Source organism: Bacillus silvicola (assembly GCF_050524305.1).
Lineage (GTDB): Bacteria > Bacillota > Bacilli > Bacillales > Bacillaceae_G > Bacillus_A > Bacillus_A cereus_AT.
This window is the reverse complement of the sequence record NZ_JBNGVC010000012.1, coordinates 326,541-343,097: the sequence shown is the minus strand read 5'-3', so window position 1 is coordinate 343,097 and position 16,557 is coordinate 326,541. Positions and strand designations below refer to the sequence as shown.

The following is a 16,557-nucleotide window of genomic DNA, read 5'->3' as shown; positions in this document are numbered from 1 at the left end:
AAGAGAAAGAGGGAATAAAAGAAAACACTCCATCTTTTGTTGATGAAGTGTTTTCTTTTATTTTAAGTAAGTTCGAGGTAAAAATTGAAGGAATTTATCTCGGTACATGTACATAAGCCATGTAGCTGTTATAAAGGAAATAAATATTTCTTTATTTTTAATAGGTGCTTTGAAAAGGAGCCAACCAGTTATATCGAATAGCACATGTAATACGATTGAAAGAACTACAAATAGTAATAATGTCTTCAAAAATCTTTTCATGAAGTGTCCCCCTAGCATAAAAGTTTTTATCAATAGTGTTGTATATTACTATTATACATTAAATGTGTCATGTGGTAAAATTTACATAAATTAGTGAAATAAAACAAATGAAAGCTAATGAGGAGGAATAGTCATGGAATTTTGGATGATCATACCGATAGCGATTTTTGGGTTTATTTATATCGTTGAAAAATTAAATAAAATCGAAAAGAAAACGGATGCGCGTTTAAAGAAGATGGAAGATAGATTACAATTAATTTCGAAAGAAATGGGAATTGTAGATAGAGAACCTGAAATTAATAAAGAATTACGCCAGCTTGTGGAAGAAGGAAAAACAGTTACAGCAATTAAGAGAGTAAGAGAGGCTTTTGGATTTTCATTGTTAGAAGCGAAGCAATATGTTGATAAGTTATAAAAAAGATTATCCAATTGGATGGTCTTTTTTTACTGAACCATACGTGTATTTACATAAGCAGCGATTATAACGTGGCCAATAATAATGATGGGAAATATAATTTTAACATTAGGAGTAATGAAGACACTGCCAATTGTGGCAATAACATCAGAAGTTAAATTATAAAGACCAACTATTTTTGATAACTTCACTTTATCTAGCACACGGCGTTCATTGAATCCTGATAAGAGCCAAGTGTATTGTTTTACCTCAATAAAATAAGCTAGTGCAAATGAAATGATTGCTAGTATAAATAATGATGGATACGCGAAGAGAGTCACCAGAAACACCTCCGTTAATGGACTATAAATAAATTATAGTATGAATGTTATAATTTAACAAAATACAGTTTTGATTTTAAGTGTAATAGAAAAATGGCATTTGTGAAGAAGGGAGATTAAGTATGAATATTTCAGAATTCCAGAGATATGTAGCAAGTTTTAGTAAAGAAAAAGGGTTTCAACATACAACAATTGAAGAACGCACGATGTATGCGATGGCGGAATTAGGTGAATTAGCGGAAGTTATATTAAAGCGTGATAAAATACAAGATTCGAAACGAGAGATTGGTTTAGAAATGTTTGATGTAATTTGGAATGTATGTGATTTAGCGAATAAATTAAATATTGATTTAGAGAAGGCGTTTGAAGAAAAAATGATGATTAATAAAAAACGTGAATGGTAAGTAGAATTTTAATGTGTAAAGATGGGGGATATGAATGAAAAAGAAGTTTATTATAGGAGGAGTTTTCACCTTAATTAGTGTAATGGGTGTTGTCGCCTATTTAGTTTTTCAAGGTATATTCATTCCGAATCAATTCAGTGCGGACAAGTATGAGGTAAAAGGTGTAGATGTCGCATCTTATCAAGGAGAGATAGATTGGAGAGAGTTAGAAAAGCAAAATATGAAGTTTGCGTTTATAAAGGCTACTGAAGGAAGTGCGTTTGTGGATGAGTACTTTTCGACAAATTGGACGAATGCAAATAAGACAGGTATGCGCACCGGAGCGTATCATTTTTTTAGTTTTGATAGTAAAGGTGAAACGCAAGCAAAGCAATATATACGAACCGTTCCAAAACATAAACAAGCATTGCCACCGGTAATTGATGTTGAGTTTTATGCTAATAAAAAAGATAATCCACCTCAGCGTGAAGATGTTGAGAAAGAGTTGACAGTAATGGTAAAAATGCTAGAAAAACATTATGACAAGAAAGTAATATTGTATGCAACTCAAGAGGCGTATGAGTTGTACATAAAAGATGCATATCCCGAATGTGATATATGGATTCGTAGTGTTCTTACAAAACCGAGTTTATCGGATGAAAGAAATTGGACGTTTTGGCAATACACAAATCGTGGAAGGCTAAGAGGGTATAACGGGAAAGAAAAGTATATTGATTTGAATGTATTTTATGGGAATGAGGAAGAATTTAAGAATTATGGAATGAACGATTAAGTTTTGAAGCGTACAGAATGTTGTACGCTTTTTTATTAATTACATGAAAAATATGTAAGAAAAGATGGAACAAACATTTGAGATGAATTGTCTAATATAGGTAATAACTATTTCGTTTGAAAGAAAGGGTGGAGAAAATGAAAAATACATTATTAAAAGTAGGGGTATGTGTTAGTTTACTAGGAACAACTCAATTTGTTAGTACAATTTCCTCTGTACAAGCAGAACGAATGATAGAGCACAAAGTAATAAAAAATGAGACAGGAACTATTTCACTTTCTCAGTTAAACAAAAATGTATGGGTTCATACGGAGTTAGGTTATTTTAACGGAGAAGCAGTTCCTTCGAACGGTCTAGTTCTTACTACTTCAAAAGGATTAGTACTTGTCGATTCTTCTTGGGATGATAAGTTAACGAAAGAATTAATAGAGATGGTAGAAAAGAAATTTAAGAAGCGCGTAACGGATGTTATTATTACACATGCGCACGCTGATCGAATTGGCGGAATACAAACGTTGAAAGAAAGAGGTATTAAAGCGCATAGTACAGCATTAACTGCGGAATTAGCAAAGAAAAATGGATATGAAGAACCACTTGGAGACTTACAAACAATTACGAATTTGAAGTTTGGAAATATGAAAGTAGAAACGTTCTATCCAGGGAAAGGACATACAGAAGATAATATTGTCGTATGGTTACCGCAATACAACATTTTAGCAGGAGGCTGTTTAGTGAAATCTGCGGGGGCAAAAGATTTAGGGAATGTTGCTGATGCATATGTAAATGAATGGTCGATATCAATTGAGAATGTGTTGAACCGATATGGAAATATGAACTTAGTAGTGCCTGGTCATGGAGAAGTAGGGGACAGAGGATTACTTTTACATACATTGGATTTGTTGAAATAAGAAACTGTTGGAATATAAAAGCGAGGGGAAACAATTTCCTCCTCGCTTTCTTCTAGCTATATTTAAATGCGAAGCTATCAATTACGCCTGTATACGTTACTGAGATTTTAATTCCAAATATACAAATACCAGTACCGTCATAATTGCTATAACAACGTAAGTAACATCAAGCATTATAAGTGTTTTTAATGTTTCAGTCATCCTAGTTCACCCCTGTTATAAAAATATAACATGATCTTTTTATCAATCAGATAAGAAATCATAAAGATAAAATGTACATGAAATTTCTTAAGTAGTTTCTATATAAATATATCATATAAATAATGTAAACAATGTAAAGATAATGTAAATGTGTTGTAAAGAAAGAGGTTGCTCATAATGTCTATAAATCTTTTTAGTTGTATATACTATGTATTTCTCGTGTGCCATGTAGGAAACAGTTATAACATGTGAAAAATAAATTTACTTTGACAAATCAATCACGATGGTAGCTGTTATTACATTTTCCTCTAATACATCTACCTGTACTTGTTCATCGTTTCTCCAATTGATATTGAAGTTCTCTGTCGTATACATTTCCTTAAGAGTGACCTCTTTATATTTTTCTAAAATGCTACCTCTTTTCCCATAATAGATTCTTACAGTTGAACTGGGACTTGGTCCTTTTGATTTTATTGTTTCCCTAAACTCGATAATATTTATTAGATTTGGAGATTCACTTTTTTGAAAGGTAAAGGAACTGACCACTTTTTGTACTTTCTTAAAAACAGAACTACTGGATTTATCTGATACATTAAATTCCACAACTTCAGGTACTGTTTCTTTTCCGCGTAGCGTTATCGTTGCTTCATAGTCGTTTTTCCAATCTATTGAAACGTTTGAAGAATCGAGACGTTCCCCAGCATTTGCAATACTTGTGTCCAAATGTTCCGACCAACCGTATTTAATTCTGACTGGAGAGGGACCATGAGTAGAGTCCGAATCTTTTTTTACTACTTTAATCGTATTTATATTATTCGGAGAATGACTTTTTTTAAGTGTGATGTCCTGTAAATACAAAAAGTAAGAAAAACAGCCTACTAATAAAATAATTGGAATTAAAATACGTATGGCAGTAACGGGACGGCCTCGTGTCGCTTTTTTCTTAGTACTTTTAATATTTTGTTCAAGATCTTTTTCAATACTCGTTGAAACTTTTACTTTGGGCGGGCGAATAAACCACCAAATGAAAGCTATAAGTAGTAAGAAAAGAGGTATTCCTTGAATAAAGAGAAATCCTTTCCAAAAATCAAGTCTAGTACTATATGGAGAATCTGTTGCCATCACCCCTATAAAAAGTGCCACTGGACTTGCAAGTGTATTTATCCCTAAACCGATCATTACGAATGAAAGTTTTTTATCCCTAATTTTTCGTGACCCGGCCATAATAAACAGAAATACTGCAATACCGAGTATAAGAAATAGTATCCCATAATAAAACATCATATATACCATATTATCCCTCCATAATTTTAATTGTACCATCAGCAAGGGAAATTTTGTGAAATATTAGATGGGTATGATTTTTGTATTCCTTAAAAGTGCGCTGATATATTATGCAAATAATTGATCATGCGCAAGTATTAATATCAGAAGACAGTAAAAATATTATGTCAACAATGTGAACTGTCACAAATTTATACATATTATTGTGATTGATATCACATCCCTTTTCATCAATGGGTATTATGCTTAGGTTGTAAGGAATGATTGGGAGAGGGTGGGATGATAATGTTTTGTTATCAATGTGAACAAACGCCGACAGGTGGATGTAAAGTGATAGGTGTTTGCGGTAAAAATGAAACAATTGCAAGTTTACAAGATACGATTGTGTTTGGGTTAAAAGGAATTGCGGCTTATCGTACGCATGCTGCTCAGCTAGGGTATACTGATGCATTTGTAGATGCTACAACGCAAGAAGCTTTATATATGACATTAACAAATTCTAATTTTAATGAACAAGAACATATTGATATGGCTATGAAAGTTGGGAAATCAGCTTTGCGGGTGATGGAATTATTAGATGAGGCACATACGAATCACTTTGGTGTTCCAGAGCCTGTTCAAATTACGCAAAACCATGTAGAAGGTAAGGCAATTGTAGTTACTGGTCATAATTTATTTGCGTTAGAAGAATTATTAAAGCAAACAGAAGGAAAAGAAATTAATATTTATACGCATTCTGAAATGTTACCAGCGCACGGATATCCGCAGCTCAAAAAATATAAACATTTAAAAGGAAACATTGGTAAGGCATGGTATGATCAACGACGACTTTTCGAAAAATTTACCGGTGCAATATTAGCTACAACGAACTGTGTGATGCCAATTAAAGGATCATATTCTGATCGATTCTATTCATATGATATTGCAGGTTTAGAGGGTGTACAAAAAATTGAAAATGATGATTTTACACCATTGATTCAAAAAGCGCTTGAACTTCCAGAAGTACATATAGATTCGGATGAACAGTTAGTAACAGGGTTTCATCATAATACAGTCTTATCATTAGCCCCAGAAATTATTGAGGCAGTAAAAGAAGGAAAGATTAAGCGTTTCTTTGTCATCGCAGGTTGTGATGCTCCAGGAAAAGGTGGGGAATATTATCGTGAATTAGCAACGTCACTTCCACCAGAAACGGTAATTTTAACAACTTCTTGTGGGAAATTCCGCTTTAATGATGTAAGTTATGGGGTTGTACCGGGTACGGAGATTCCGCGTTACATTGATTTAGGACAATGTAATAATTCAATTTCTACATTGAAAATAGCGGCTGCTTTAGCAGATGCTTTTCAATGTGAAGTAAACGAATTGCCATTGAGTATTGTCCTATCTTGGTTTGAACAAAAAGCGGTTGCTATTTTACTCGGGCTATTTAGTCTTGGAATTCAAGATATCCGTATCGGTCCAAAGGCTCCTGAATTTATTTCACCTAGCGTGCTTGATGTATTACAAGAAACATTCGGTTTAAAATTGATTACAACTGCAGCAGAAGATATGGATATGATGTTATCGTAACAAAAGGATAATCTGTCTTATTAATAAGAAGAGCTAGCCGTATTCATTAACTTCGATATAGTATGGCGCCCCAAAATAAAAATTCTACATTTTTGTTTTGGGGTATTTTTTTTTCTTAACGGGATAGGTATGTGGCGAAATTTCTTCAAAAAGAAAATCGCCTGTATCTAATAGGTAATAGTTGATTTTAGAAAAATATAAAAAATCGAGTTGACATTTACAGCTACTCAGTCATACAATGTACTTGTAATAGGTGATACTGAGTAGTATTGTTTCTCAAAATATTTTCAGTAAACTATAGGTAATAGTGGATTTTAGAAAAATTTTGAAAATGAGTTGACATCTACAACTACTTAGTCATACAATGTAGTTGTAATAAGTAATACTGAATAGTCTGATTTTACTCAAGAGCTATTCAGTAAAAAATCGCCTTAGTACTCTGTGATACTGAATATAAGTCAGACAGAATAGGGGGTAAAGGAGGATCAGAACATGGAAAATTTAACTGAAATGCTGAAAGGTTCACTGGAAGGGTGTGTGCTGGAAATCATCAGCCGTCGTGAAACGTATGGATATGAGATTACCCGCCACCTGAATGATCTTGGGTTTACCGAAGTCGTGGAAGGGACAGTTTATACCATCCTCGTACGATTAGAAAAGAAAAAGCTTGTGAATATTGAAAAGAAACCATCAGATATGGGACCGCCTCGTAAGTTTTATTCACTAAATGAGGATGGCCGTCAGGAGCTTGAATTATTTTGGGAAAAATGGGATTTTGTATCTTCAAAAATTAACGTCTTGAAGTCAAACTAGCCTCATAATATAAAATGTTCCGACTCATATTTGAAGAGTTTCTTGTTCTGCTTTATAAAAAAGGAGGAAAATAAGATGTTGGAAATGTTCAAAAAATTAATTGGTGATAAAAAAGAGTACAAAATGATGATGGCACGTGTTGGAGCACTGCCAGAGGACTATCAGTTTGTGTTTAAGAAAATTCAAAACTACATGTGGAATTTCTCAGCGGGTAATGGAATGGATATGCTGCACATACAGTATGAATTAATCGATTTGTTTGAAGCCGGTGCAGCGGAAGGCAGACAAGTGCTTGACATTACTGGGGAGGACGTAGCATCGTTTGCTGACGAACTCGTAGCAAACGCTAAAACATATGTCTCCAAGTATCGTGAAGATTTGAATGAAAGTATCATGAAGCAATTGAGAAAAAAATAAATGTAATAAGTAATACTGACTGATTAGCTGGTTACAAATGTGAATTGCCGCCATCGCTATTCAGTTATATTTTTAAACCGCTACTAAGTAGTACAGATTATCAGTGATACTAAATAGAGGGTATAGGTAATCTATTTTTATAAGGGGGAAAAAGTATGAGCAATGCAGCGATTTCTGTAAAAGGTTTAAAAAAATCTTTTAAAGACAAGGAAGTTTTAAAAGGGGTGGATTTTGAGGTGCAGCGTGGCGAAATCTTCGCGCTGCTGGGCTCAAATGGAGCGGGCAAGACGACGACGGTCAATATCCTTTCGACGCTGATGAAGCAAGATGGTGGTGAAGTAGGTATTTGTGGTTTTGACGTCCAGCATCAACCGGATCATGTCCGTCAAAGCATCAGTCTGACAGGACAGTTCGCAGCTTTAGACGGTATGCTCTCTGGGAGAGAAAACTTGATAATGATCGCCAAGTTGCGTGGAGTTTCTAGTCCCGCTCAAGTTGCCGATAATTTGCTTGCAAGGTTTAGTCTGACCGATGCAGCCAACCAGAGGGCAGACCAGTATTCGGGAGGGATGAAGCGCCGGCTTGATATCGCCATGAGCTTGATCGGGACACCAGCAGTCATTTTTCTCGACGAACCAACGACAGGACTTGACCCTGAAGCGCGGATTGAAGTGTGGGATACAGTCAAGGAACTTGCCGGCGGTGGCACAACGATCTTGCTGACGACTCAGTACTTGGAGGAAGCAGAACAACTGGCTGACCGTATTGCTATCTTGCATGGCGGAAAAATTATCACAACTGGTACTCTTGCAGAACTTAAAGAGATGTTCCCACCAGCAAAAGTGGAGTATATCGAGAAGCAGCCGACATTGGAAGAAATTTTTCTTGCGATCATCGGCAAAAAGGAGGAGATGTAAATGAAAAGCAAAACAGGGGTATTACTAGGGCGCTTAATGCGCAATATCATGCGCAGTCCGGATACGATTATTACGGTAGCGATTACACCGATTATGATGATGCTGTTGTTTGTTTACGTATTTGGCGGTGCCATAAAGACAGGAACGGATAACTACGTCAATTATTTATTGCCGGGAATCTTGCTGATGGCTATCGCATCCGGTGTCGCTTACACATCCGTGCGGTTGTTTACGGATGTAAAGAGTGGACTGATGGCACGTTTCATTACGATGCCCATCAAGCGCTCGTCGGTATTATGGGCTCACGTATTAACATCACTTGTTGCTAATGCGCTTACTATCGTGGTGGTTATCCTTGTTGCGCTCTTAATGGGATTCCGTTCCAGCGCTAATATTCTCGATTGGCTTGCGGTAGCTGGAATACTCGGGATGTTTACGCTGGCGCTGACGTGGTTGGCTGTCATTCCCGGGTTGACGGCGAAGTCTATGGAAGGAGCGACAGCCTATTCGTACCCACTAATTTTTCTGCCCTTTATTAGTTCGGCCTTTGTTCCTACTGAAACTATGCCAAAAATTGTTCGTGCATTCGCTGAGAACCAGCCTGTGACTTCAATCGTGAATGCGATTCGTGCCCTCTTATATGAAGGGTCTGTTGGCAACGATATTTGGATTGCACTTGCTTGGTGTGTGGGCATTATGGTTATCGCTTACTTCTTCGCTGGTAAAGCATTTAAACGTCAGTTAGGATAAGTGCACCATCGGTTCGGTTTTCTATGGAAACTAAACTTTCCGGAAAAATATATGTGGGAAAATGGATTTAAATCACATGCTTCTTAGTTATTGCCATAATTATTGGTATTCTTACTGGTTACGCAGTTGGTACGTAAGTAGGTTCAGACGTTGAGAAAAATCAGCCTGAGAGAGTTAAAGGGGAAGAGATAATATTTTGACTGCAATTCTAATCGTCATAAAATCAATACAATGCACAAAATGTCTCTGTAAAAGAGAAGAAAGGGTCCTGACTAATCAGGATCCTTTTTTAGAGTACTAGTATCAGTATATCTAAGTTACTTACAAACGTTGTGGAGTGTTTGCACCAGAATCAGCTACCGCACTAAATCTTGCGGAACATATACAAATTGAACAATTAGATGTACACTCATTACATGCATTTCAATTATTTCTATTACAATCGCAAAAAAACTACGCTCCGTTATCCAATTGGAAAAGGGGTAAAGTTTGCTATTATGATGAAAAAATTACTTCCTTGGAGATGGTGGAAGTATATTGTTTTGAGGGAGTTCGCGAAGAAAAAATAGCGCTACTATGCTAAGGTCATTCACGCATTATAGTGTGTTAATTAAATATATGTATATACATAGTTTCTCAGAGTGATGCGATGTCAGGTGTGAGCTGTGTAACAACTAGAGGTGAGTAAAGGATGTTAACGTTTTCGTTTGAAATAGACAAGGATATTCCACAGAAGGATGAGCCACGGTATGTTGCTTATGCAAAGGGCTTTATCGAAGGGGATTTAACGATTTGTGTGGGTGACAGAGTATTTTTTCAAAAGTCATGCATGAAGGTTGCAGAGCTGGGCATTTATTTAGGACAGTGGATGGAACAAGTTCAACACGGGCAGAGCGTACATATGAATTATGAAACGAGTGACCGTGATGACGTAATTCTTGGTTTCTTCTATGAAGAGGACAATCAGTGGAGGGTTTCTTCCAGCTGGCAACAATTTGAACTTCAGGAGCGTATATCTACTACAACATTAGTAGAGAGCGTTCAACGCTATTTGTATGGGCTAAATAAGGAACTCCGCGCGATAGAATATCCTGTGACGTTTGATCAGTACTTAAGAGGAGAGCGAATGATGCAGCTTTCTTACAAACGACTGTGTGATAGTAAAGCGGACACGACGTCGATAGAGGTTTACAATGGAAGCGAGCAAGTAGGCGTAGTACGGGGCTATTATAAAAATGCGCTGATGAAAGTGCTAGACTTCATTCCGAAAGTTGGTAGTAATATCATTTATGAAATAAAGGATAGTAAGGACAATATTCGCGTTATTGCAAAGGATATAAGTAGGCAGCGTCAAAGAAAGATTTTAGTAACGTACATCGATAATAATGATGCAGAGCATGAAATGATTGTATGTGACGGAAAGTTATTGGATGCAAATTTCTTATTTACCTTTACATATAAGACAGAAGAATATGTTGTTCACAAAACTTCACTTGGGCTTGGAAAGTTATTACGAAAGGGCTATGTAATCGCAGATTGGAATATTCGTCTTGAGGAAGATATGTATTACATGGAGATGAATGTATATGATGGGGATTATATACATGATCAATATTTACTGTTAGGCGTATTTCATGCGGTTTTGTATGGGTGATAAAGTGAAACTTTAATCAGTGGGAGTCTTACTGCCCACAAATAGCGGGATAAATGAGAAGTACCGGTATTCTTCATGGGAAGGATGCCGGTATTTTTTATATGGTTCCCGTACAAATGCTTTCTCTATTCCGAATAGTCGATAAATAAACTTCACTTCATTTTGGACAGACTTGTCCAGCAATTAATTCTACAATTTCTTAGGAAGTCAGATTATATTGAAGGAACTAGTTACTTTTCTACTAAAATAGATAACTACTCATTAGAAACATCTGAAGTCTATAGAGACTTTCCTTTCCCTGTACAAGGAAAGCAAAAAGAAGGACTATGTCCAATTCTTAAAAAGAAATTTGAAGTTACTGATGCAGTAATATTGAAGATTCAACCAGGTTTGGAAAGGGCTGCGGGTGATTCGGACGAATGACTCGCAGCTACCCCAATCATAGATCATGTCTAATGAACCTGTTGAAATTTACACAGGAATACTTGAAACGCAAAGGAGTTTTACAACCGAATCTGTTTTATTCATCCAATTGTGAGGTGTTGTTGAATCTAGGAAAATACAATCATAAGGATTCAAAACATGCTCCTCTTTGTCAATGATGATCGTCAGTTTTCCTTCTAGAATGTATAGAAATTCTTGCCCCGAATGTGAATAAGATTCCTCTCTTTGAGCACCTGGGTTAAGCAAAACTAAAATGGGATTAAATAGTGGATTTTCAATGTTGCCCGCTAAATCTCTATAAAAAAATTGGTTATGTAGAGTGTTCGTCTTACTAATGATGTTTCTCATAACTGTTGGTGTTGTCTGCTTTTCGGACTCTGAAAAAAAGTAGCTCGGATTGACACCGAGTGCTTCTGAAATTTTTTTCAATGATTCGAGTGTTATGGATGATTTTGATCGTTCGACTTGCGATAAAAAGCTGATTGAAAGATTCGTCTGATCAGCAATTTGTTTTAATGTTAACTTACGCTCTTTTCTCAAACTCTTTATTTTTACTCCAATTAAATCGTTCACTTTTATCCACTCCCGCTACTGACATTAATCATGATTACTATTCTAGGAAAATTTATTTAGTAAGGTGCTGGATGTAACCTCATGATGAAAATAAAAAAGTTAGTTAAGATATTTTTGAATAAATGTATGTTAATGGTTAGTTTATAGATTGTTGAACTGATTAGCTATGTGAAAACCCCTTAAAACTAGGTTTGGTACTTCTGTCCAAATCCTAAATACAAGGAGCACACGTTCATAAGAATAACACAATAGCTCTAATTAAAGAACGATAACAAGAAATCGATGTGCCAAAATTCACTTTAAAATGAAGTGCCACTTAAATAGTAAGTGATACTAGCTCAAAAAAGAAGAATATCTCCAAAAAAATATTCTGAAAATTCCATTTACAATGAAAAATCGGTGTGTTATTATCGTAAATAATTGAAGTATCACTTCAAAAATGATTTCTGATTGAAGTAATCTATTACTAAAAAGAATAAACACTTGAGGAGAATGAAGATGAATTTTCATGGTATTTTAGTTCCGTTGGTTACCCCGTTTAAAAACGATAAAAGTTTAGATGTAGATACTTTAAAGAAACTGACTAACACGTTTATTGATAAAGGTGTTACTGGTTTAGTAGTGTGTGGAACGACTGGCGAATATTACGCCTTAAACGAAGCTGAACGTGAAAACGTTTTAAAAACTGTGGCAGAAGTGGCTAAAGGACGCGTAACTTTAATTGCAGGTATCAATGATTTATCAACCGAAGGAGCGGTTAACCGTGCTAAACAAGCGAAAGAATTGGGTTATGAAGGCTTAATGTTATCACCAACTCCTTATAGCCTGCCTGATCAAACGGGTGTGATTGCCCATTACGAAACTGTAGCATCAGCAACCGATTTACCGATTATCATGTACAATTTTCCTGCTCGCATTGGCATTGAAATTGAGCATGACACTGTGGTGCATCTGTCGAAAAATCTGAATATCGTCGCTATTAAAGAGAGTAGTGGTGACTTTAGTCGTGCTTTACGCTTGCTACAAACCCCATTTGAGAATTTTGAAGTGATTTGTGGCTGTGATGATCAAGCTGTAGACTTTTTCTTCTGGGGTGCGAAAAGCTGGATTGCTGGTGCAGGGAATGTGTTCCCAGAAGAGCAAGTTGCCATGTTTAATGCTGCGCAATCTGGTGACTGGGACAAGGCTGGACAAATTATGCGCGAAATCTACCCTGCTATTCATTCAATGGAATCTGGAAACTATAACCAAAAAGCCAAACTAGGCTGCCTGAAAGGTGAGATCAACGTTGGCGCGGTACGACTTCCATTATCTGATTTATCAGAAGAAGAAAAGGCGACATTCTTAGCTTTCTTTAATAAATAATCTGGAGGAGAGACAAATGACTGTATCAAGAGAACAAATTTTTGCCCTTGCTAAAGAAGGAAAGCTATGGGCCGGCAACTTAATTGATGGTTTTAAGAGTGCTGCCGACAAATTAGAAAATCGCACTCCCATTGATAACAGCTTCATTGGCTATATTGCTGATGGAGATGAGCGGGATGTGGATGCGGCTGTTAAAGTGGCGAGGGAGACATTTGAAGAAGGGATTTGGAGTCAATTATCCCCTAATGAGCGTAAGAAAGTGATGATTCGCTGGGCGCAATTGCTCGAAGAACATAGCGAAGAACTGGCTGCCTTAGATTGTATAGATGCTGGAAAACCGATTACTGAATGTTTAAATACTGACATGCCAGCAACGATCGATACGTTTTATTGGTACGCTGAAGCGATTGATAAACTCTTTGGCAAAGTCGCTCCTACGGGTAAAGATGCTTTGGGCTTGATTGTTACTGAACCGATTGGCGTTGTTGGTGCGGTATTACCTTGGAACTTTCCCGCGCAAATGTTTGCTTGGAAAGTGGCACCTGCATTAGCTGCAGGGAATTCTGTCATTGTGAAACCGGCGGAATTAACTTCACTCAGTGCTCACCGTATGATTGAACTTGCTTATGAAGCGGGTGTTCCAAGAGGCGCTTTAAGCTTAGTATGTGGTTTAGGCGAAAAAGTAGGCGAACCATTAGGGCGACATATGGATGTGGACATTGTATCATTTACTGGTTCAACGGAAGTCGGCAGGTATTTCTTAAAATATTCAGCAGAAAGTAACCTCAAAGAAATTGTCTTAGAGTGTGGTGGTAAAAGCCCACAAGTCGTGTTTGAAGATGCTGACTTGGATGCGGCTGTTCCGCATATTTTATCAGCTGCCTTTTGGAATATGAGTGAAAACTGTAGTTGTGGTTCCCGTTTGATCGTGCATGAATCTGTCAAAGAGGAATTGTTAGAAAAATTAAAGTCTGGCTTGACAAACTGGAAATTGGGTAACCCGATGGATGAGTCAGTTGCCATTGGCCCCATGATTGAAGAAGCACACTTTAATAAAGTGAAATCGTTTTTGGATATTACGCTTCAAGAAGGAGGGAGCTTAGTCGCTGGAGGGAACATTCACAGTGATGTGGGTAGTGGCTGGTACATAGAACCAACTATTTTTGAAAATGTAACCGCTGACATGACCTTGTTCCAAAATGAAGTATTTGGTCCGATTTTAGCGGTTAGTACGTTCGAAACGGAAGAAGAAGCAATTGAACTTGCCAATAACACCTCTTATGGGTTAGCTGCTTCTTTTTATAGCCAAAATGTACAGCGGACGATGCGCGTGGCACGTGCCATTAAAGCCGGTACCGTTTCTGTGAATGGTTTTAGTGAAGGGGATATCACTACTCCATTTGGTGGCTTTAAACAATCTGGCTTTGGTGGCAAAGACAATGGATTAGAAGCTTTTGAACAATATGTGCGGACAAAAGTAATTTGGTACGTTCATTCATAATAATATGAATCTGCTTTTTTGGGGGAGTAAACATGGGGAAAACAGATAATAAGCAGTTAAAAAAAGTTGTTGTTGCATCGATGATTGGATCTGTGGCTGAATGGTATGAATTTTTCTTATATGGTACCGCTTCGGCTCTCGTTTTTGGAGAATTATTTTTCCAACAAACGGGAAGTGCTATTGACGGCATCCTGGCTGCATTTGCTCTCTATGCGGTAGGTTTTATAGCTAGACCTATTGGCGGACTTGTTTTTGGTCATTATGGTGATAAATTTGGGCGTAAAAATTTATTACAGATTAGTTTAATTATCGTTGGAATAACGACTTTCTTAATGGGATGTATTCCGACATTCGGTAGTATTGGATATTGGGCTCCGATCTTACTCGTTACTTTACGTTTAATTCAAGGATTTGCTTTCGGCGGAGAATGGGGTGGAGCTGTTATTTTAGTATCTGAGCACAGCCCTAGTGATAGACGTGGGTATTGGGCAAGCTGGCCCCAGGCAGGCGTGCCATTAGGAAATTTAATAGCAACAATTATCCTTTTACTTTTATCTAAAAATTTAAGCCCAGAGCAATTTATGGACTGGGGTTGGCGTGTAGCATTTTGGTTCTCTGCTGTTGTCGTCCTAATTGGTCTTTGGATTCGTAAAAGTGTAGACGATGCCCCTATTTTCAAAGAGTCACAAGAAAAACAAGCTCAATTAGAAAAACAACAATTAGGTGTTATAGAAGTGCTTAAAGACCATAAAAAAGCGATTATTGCTGGTATTGGAGCTCGTTTTGCAGAAAACATCTTATACTATATAGTTGTCACTTTCTCCATTAGTTATTTAAAACTTGTTGTCGATAAAGATACTTCACAAATTTTATTATTAATGTTTGGTGCTCATGCAATTCACTTTTTCCTCATCCCCTTAATGGGACACTTAAGTGATGTGTGGGGACGGAAGCCAATCTATATGACAGGAGCCGTTTTAACTGCATTTTGGGGATTTATCGGGTTTCCCATGATGGATACAGGAAATGATTGGTTAATTATAACTGCCATTACTATTGGTTTATTCATACAATCTATGACGTATTCACCATACTCCGCATTAATGACAGAGTTATTTCCAACGCACATCAGATATACAGCTTTGTCTTTATGTTATCAAGTAGCACCAATCTTGGCAGGATCATTGGCACCACTAATTTCACTAAGTCTCCTAAATAAATTTAATAGCTCTATCCCAATTTCGATTTATTTAGTCATCTCAAGTATTATTTCAATTTCATGTATTATGTTAGTAAAAGAAACAAAAGGTAAATCACTTACATTTAAGAAAGCAGAGTAAATATTTTCTTAAGCCATATATAATCGCTTTATAACTGTTGATTTAAAATAAAGACTAATAAAAATGGCCTCTTAGGACAGTATGTCTCAAAGAGGCCATTTTTTATCTGGAGGTGTATCGTCTGTTACCATCAGCCTTCCTCCAACTACTGTGGGTTTAAAATAAGGTTCGATAATTTATAAATCAGTCTGATCATTAAGAATAAAGATTGATAATTTGTAAAAAGTTTAATCGAAAGATCTATTTTGTAGAGTATTTCTTTGTTCAACAATTGGGGCAACTCGACAAGTATTGTTATAAACGCATTTAGCATGAAAGACGAGAGATTATGCGAGACAAATCTCAAGAGGCTGTGATGAAAGAAGTGGTTCCGTTGCAAAGTTCTGAACAGCATAAACCCGTTTACAAAATACGTTTATAGTTTAAGGGGTACAACCGCATCGCTATCAAGCTAACAAAACAAAATACCCCCCTAAAATAAAAAATACGCTATTCTTTCTGTAGAATCATAGGAAAGGATAACGTATTTTTTGATTTCTTCTATTCAATGTGTACGTTAATATTTACGCATGATGTGATGACTTATATTAACCCTTTATTGCTACTAAGGTAGGAGATATACCAAAAATAGGATTATAAAGTACAT

16 protein-coding genes and 2 pseudogenes are annotated in these 16,557 nt (G+C 36.6%); 14 read left to right on the top strand and 4 right to left on the bottom strand.

Annotation, left to right across the window (positions count from 1 at the left end; genetic code table 11):
- Window positions 1-70: 70 nt before the first annotated feature.
- Window positions 71-261, bottom strand: a pseudogene (locus tag ACP6L7_RS13640) (hypothetical protein); the annotation flags it as partial.
- Window positions 262-394: 133 nt separating this feature from the next.
- On the opposite strand from ACP6L7_RS13640, the gene ACP6L7_RS13635 reads away from it, so the two are divergent.
- Complete coding sequence (locus ACP6L7_RS13635; RefSeq protein WP_097832597.1) at window positions 395-676, top strand: hypothetical protein; 282 nt, start codon at window positions 395-397, stop codon at window positions 674-676.
- A 29-nt stretch (window positions 677-705) separates the two neighbouring features.
- On the opposite strand, the gene ACP6L7_RS13630 is transcribed toward ACP6L7_RS13635, so the two are convergent.
- Window positions 706-996 carry a DUF3784 domain-containing protein gene (locus tag ACP6L7_RS13630; protein WP_097832598.1) on the bottom strand — a complete coding sequence of 97 codons (291 nt, stop codon included), beginning with the start codon at window positions 994-996 and terminating at the stop codon, window positions 706-708.
- Window positions 997-1,118: 122 nt separating this feature from the next.
- Between ACP6L7_RS13630 and ACP6L7_RS13625 the strand changes: the two genes are divergently transcribed.
- The 3 genes from ACP6L7_RS13625 to bla2 all read left to right on the top strand — a co-directional run bounded on the left by ACP6L7_RS13625 (window position 1,119) and on the right by bla2 (window position 3,080).
- Complete coding sequence (locus tag ACP6L7_RS13625; RefSeq protein WP_097832599.1) at window positions 1,119-1,400, top strand: MazG nucleotide pyrophosphohydrolase domain-containing protein; 282 nt, start codon at window positions 1,119-1,121, stop codon at window positions 1,398-1,400.
- A gap of 34 nt (window positions 1,401-1,434) precedes the next feature.
- Window positions 1,435-2,172 carry a glycoside hydrolase family 25 protein gene (locus ACP6L7_RS13620; RefSeq protein ID WP_097832600.1) on the top strand — a complete coding sequence of 246 codons (738 nt, stop codon included), beginning with the start codon at window positions 1,435-1,437 and terminating at the stop codon, window positions 2,170-2,172.
- Window positions 2,173-2,309: 137 nt separating this feature from the next.
- Complete coding sequence (gene bla2 / locus ACP6L7_RS13615; protein ID WP_097832601.1) at window positions 2,310-3,080, top strand: BcII family subclass B1 metallo-beta-lactamase; 771 nt, start codon at window positions 2,310-2,312, stop codon at window positions 3,078-3,080.
- Between the two features lie 462 nt (window positions 3,081-3,542).
- Here bla2 and ACP6L7_RS13610 read toward each other — a convergent pair whose 3' ends face one another.
- Window positions 3,543-4,574: a hypothetical protein gene (locus ACP6L7_RS13610; RefSeq protein WP_097832602.1), complete on the bottom strand. Its 1,032-nt coding sequence runs from the start codon at window positions 4,572-4,574 to the stop codon at window positions 3,543-3,545.
- A gap of 276 nt (window positions 4,575-4,850) precedes the next feature.
- Between ACP6L7_RS13610 and hcp the strand changes: the two genes are divergently transcribed.
- The 7 genes and pseudogenes from hcp (at window position 4,851) to ACP6L7_RS13575 (ending at window position 10,688) form a co-directional block, all read left to right on the top strand.
- A complete protein-coding gene (gene hcp, locus ACP6L7_RS13605; protein ID WP_097832603.1) occupies window positions 4,851-6,137 on the top strand; it encodes a hydroxylamine reductase in 1,287 nt (428 codons plus the stop codon).
- A gap of 492 nt (window positions 6,138-6,629) precedes the next feature.
- Window positions 6,630-6,950, top strand: coding sequence for a PadR family transcriptional regulator (locus ACP6L7_RS13600; protein ID WP_000429485.1), 321 nt, complete (start codon window positions 6,630-6,632; stop codon window positions 6,948-6,950).
- Window positions 6,951-7,025: 75 nt separating this feature from the next.
- Window positions 7,026-7,367: a DUF1048 domain-containing protein gene (locus ACP6L7_RS13595; protein WP_000891991.1), complete on the top strand. Its 342-nt coding sequence runs from the start codon at window positions 7,026-7,028 to the stop codon at window positions 7,365-7,367.
- Window positions 7,368-7,522: 155 nt separating this feature from the next.
- Window positions 7,523-8,284, top strand: coding sequence for an ABC transporter ATP-binding protein (locus ACP6L7_RS13590; RefSeq protein ID WP_097832604.1), 762 nt, complete (start codon window positions 7,523-7,525; stop codon window positions 8,282-8,284).
- Window positions 8,285-9,034: an ABC transporter permease gene (locus ACP6L7_RS13585; RefSeq protein ID WP_000837807.1), complete on the top strand. Its 750-nt coding sequence runs from the start codon at window positions 8,285-8,287 to the stop codon at window positions 9,032-9,034.
- 446 nt (window positions 9,035-9,480) lie between these two features.
- A pseudogene (locus ACP6L7_RS13580) lies at window positions 9,481-9,603 on the top strand (short-chain dehydrogenase); the annotation flags it as partial.
- A 122-nt stretch (window positions 9,604-9,725) separates the two neighbouring features.
- A complete protein-coding gene (locus ACP6L7_RS13575) occupies window positions 9,726-10,688 on the top strand; it encodes a tubby C-terminal domain-like protein (protein ID WP_097832605.1) in 963 nt (320 codons plus the stop codon).
- Between the two features lie 471 nt (window positions 10,689-11,159).
- Here the strand turns inward: ACP6L7_RS13575 and ACP6L7_RS13570 are convergent, their stop codons facing one another.
- Entirely contained in the window at window positions 11,160-11,705 is a 546-nt protein-coding gene (locus ACP6L7_RS13570) for a helix-turn-helix domain-containing protein (protein ID WP_097832606.1), read from the bottom strand.
- A 498-nt stretch (window positions 11,706-12,203) separates the two neighbouring features.
- Here ACP6L7_RS13570 and dapA point away from each other — a divergent pair, with 498 nt between their 5' ends.
- The 3 genes from dapA to abaF are packed head-to-tail and all read left to right on the top strand — an operon-like array spanning window position 12,204 to window position 15,911.
- A complete protein-coding gene (gene dapA / locus ACP6L7_RS13565) occupies window positions 12,204-13,070 on the top strand; it encodes a 4-hydroxy-tetrahydrodipicolinate synthase (RefSeq protein ID WP_098361781.1) in 867 nt (288 codons plus the stop codon).
- A gap of 16 nt (window positions 13,071-13,086) precedes the next feature.
- The gene (locus ACP6L7_RS13560) at window positions 13,087-14,571 is read left to right on the top strand and encodes an aldehyde dehydrogenase (protein WP_097832608.1); all 1,485 of its coding nucleotides are present in this window, start codon (window positions 13,087-13,089) and stop codon (window positions 14,569-14,571) included.
- A 32-nt stretch (window positions 14,572-14,603) separates the two neighbouring features.
- Window positions 14,604-15,911 (top strand): fosfomycin efflux MFS transporter AbaF, encoded by a 1,308-nt coding sequence (abaF, locus tag ACP6L7_RS13555; protein WP_097832609.1) that lies wholly within the window; start codon window positions 14,604-14,606, stop codon window positions 15,909-15,911.
- The last annotated feature ends 646 nt before the right edge of the window (window positions 15,912-16,557 follow it).

Excerpts from the sequence above, each read along its gene's own strand:
- hcp (WP_097832603.1), top strand. The coding sequence starts at position 4,851 with ATGTTTTGTTATCAATGTGAACAAACGCCGACAGGTGGATGTAAAGTG.
- bla2 (WP_097832601.1), top strand. The coding sequence starts at position 2,310 with ATGAAAAATACATTATTAAAAGTAGGGGTATGTGTTAGTTTACTAGGA.
- ACP6L7_RS13620 (WP_097832600.1), top strand. The coding sequence starts at position 1,435 with ATGAAAAAGAAGTTTATTATAGGAGGAGTTTTCACCTTAATTAGTGTA.
- ACP6L7_RS13585 (WP_000837807.1), top strand. The coding sequence starts at position 8,285 with ATGAAAAGCAAAACAGGGGTATTACTAGGGCGCTTAATGCGCAATATC.
- ACP6L7_RS13575 (WP_097832605.1), top strand. The coding sequence starts at position 9,726 with ATGTTAACGTTTTCGTTTGAAATAGACAAGGATATTCCACAGAAGGAT.
- abaF (WP_097832609.1), top strand. The coding sequence starts at position 14,604 with ATGGGGAAAACAGATAATAAGCAGTTAAAAAAAGTTGTTGTTGCATCG.
- ACP6L7_RS13625 (WP_097832599.1), top strand. The coding sequence starts at position 1,119 with ATGAATATTTCAGAATTCCAGAGATATGTAGCAAGTTTTAGTAAAGAA.
- ACP6L7_RS13560 (WP_097832608.1), top strand. The coding sequence starts at position 13,087 with ATGACTGTATCAAGAGAACAAATTTTTGCCCTTGCTAAAGAAGGAAAG.
- ACP6L7_RS13600 (WP_000429485.1), top strand. The coding sequence starts at position 6,630 with ATGGAAAATTTAACTGAAATGCTGAAAGGTTCACTGGAAGGGTGTGTG.
- ACP6L7_RS13635 (WP_097832597.1), top strand. The coding sequence starts at position 395 with ATGGAATTTTGGATGATCATACCGATAGCGATTTTTGGGTTTATTTAT.
- ACP6L7_RS13595 (WP_000891991.1), top strand. The coding sequence starts at position 7,026 with ATGTTGGAAATGTTCAAAAAATTAATTGGTGATAAAAAAGAGTACAAA.
- ACP6L7_RS13590 (WP_097832604.1), top strand. The coding sequence starts at position 7,523 with ATGAGCAATGCAGCGATTTCTGTAAAAGGTTTAAAAAAATCTTTTAAA.
- dapA (WP_098361781.1), top strand. The coding sequence starts at position 12,204 with ATGAATTTTCATGGTATTTTAGTTCCGTTGGTTACCCCGTTTAAAAAC.
- ACP6L7_RS13610 (WP_097832602.1), bottom strand. The coding sequence starts at position 4,574 with ATGGTATATATGATGTTTTATTATGGGATACTATTTCTTATACTCGGT.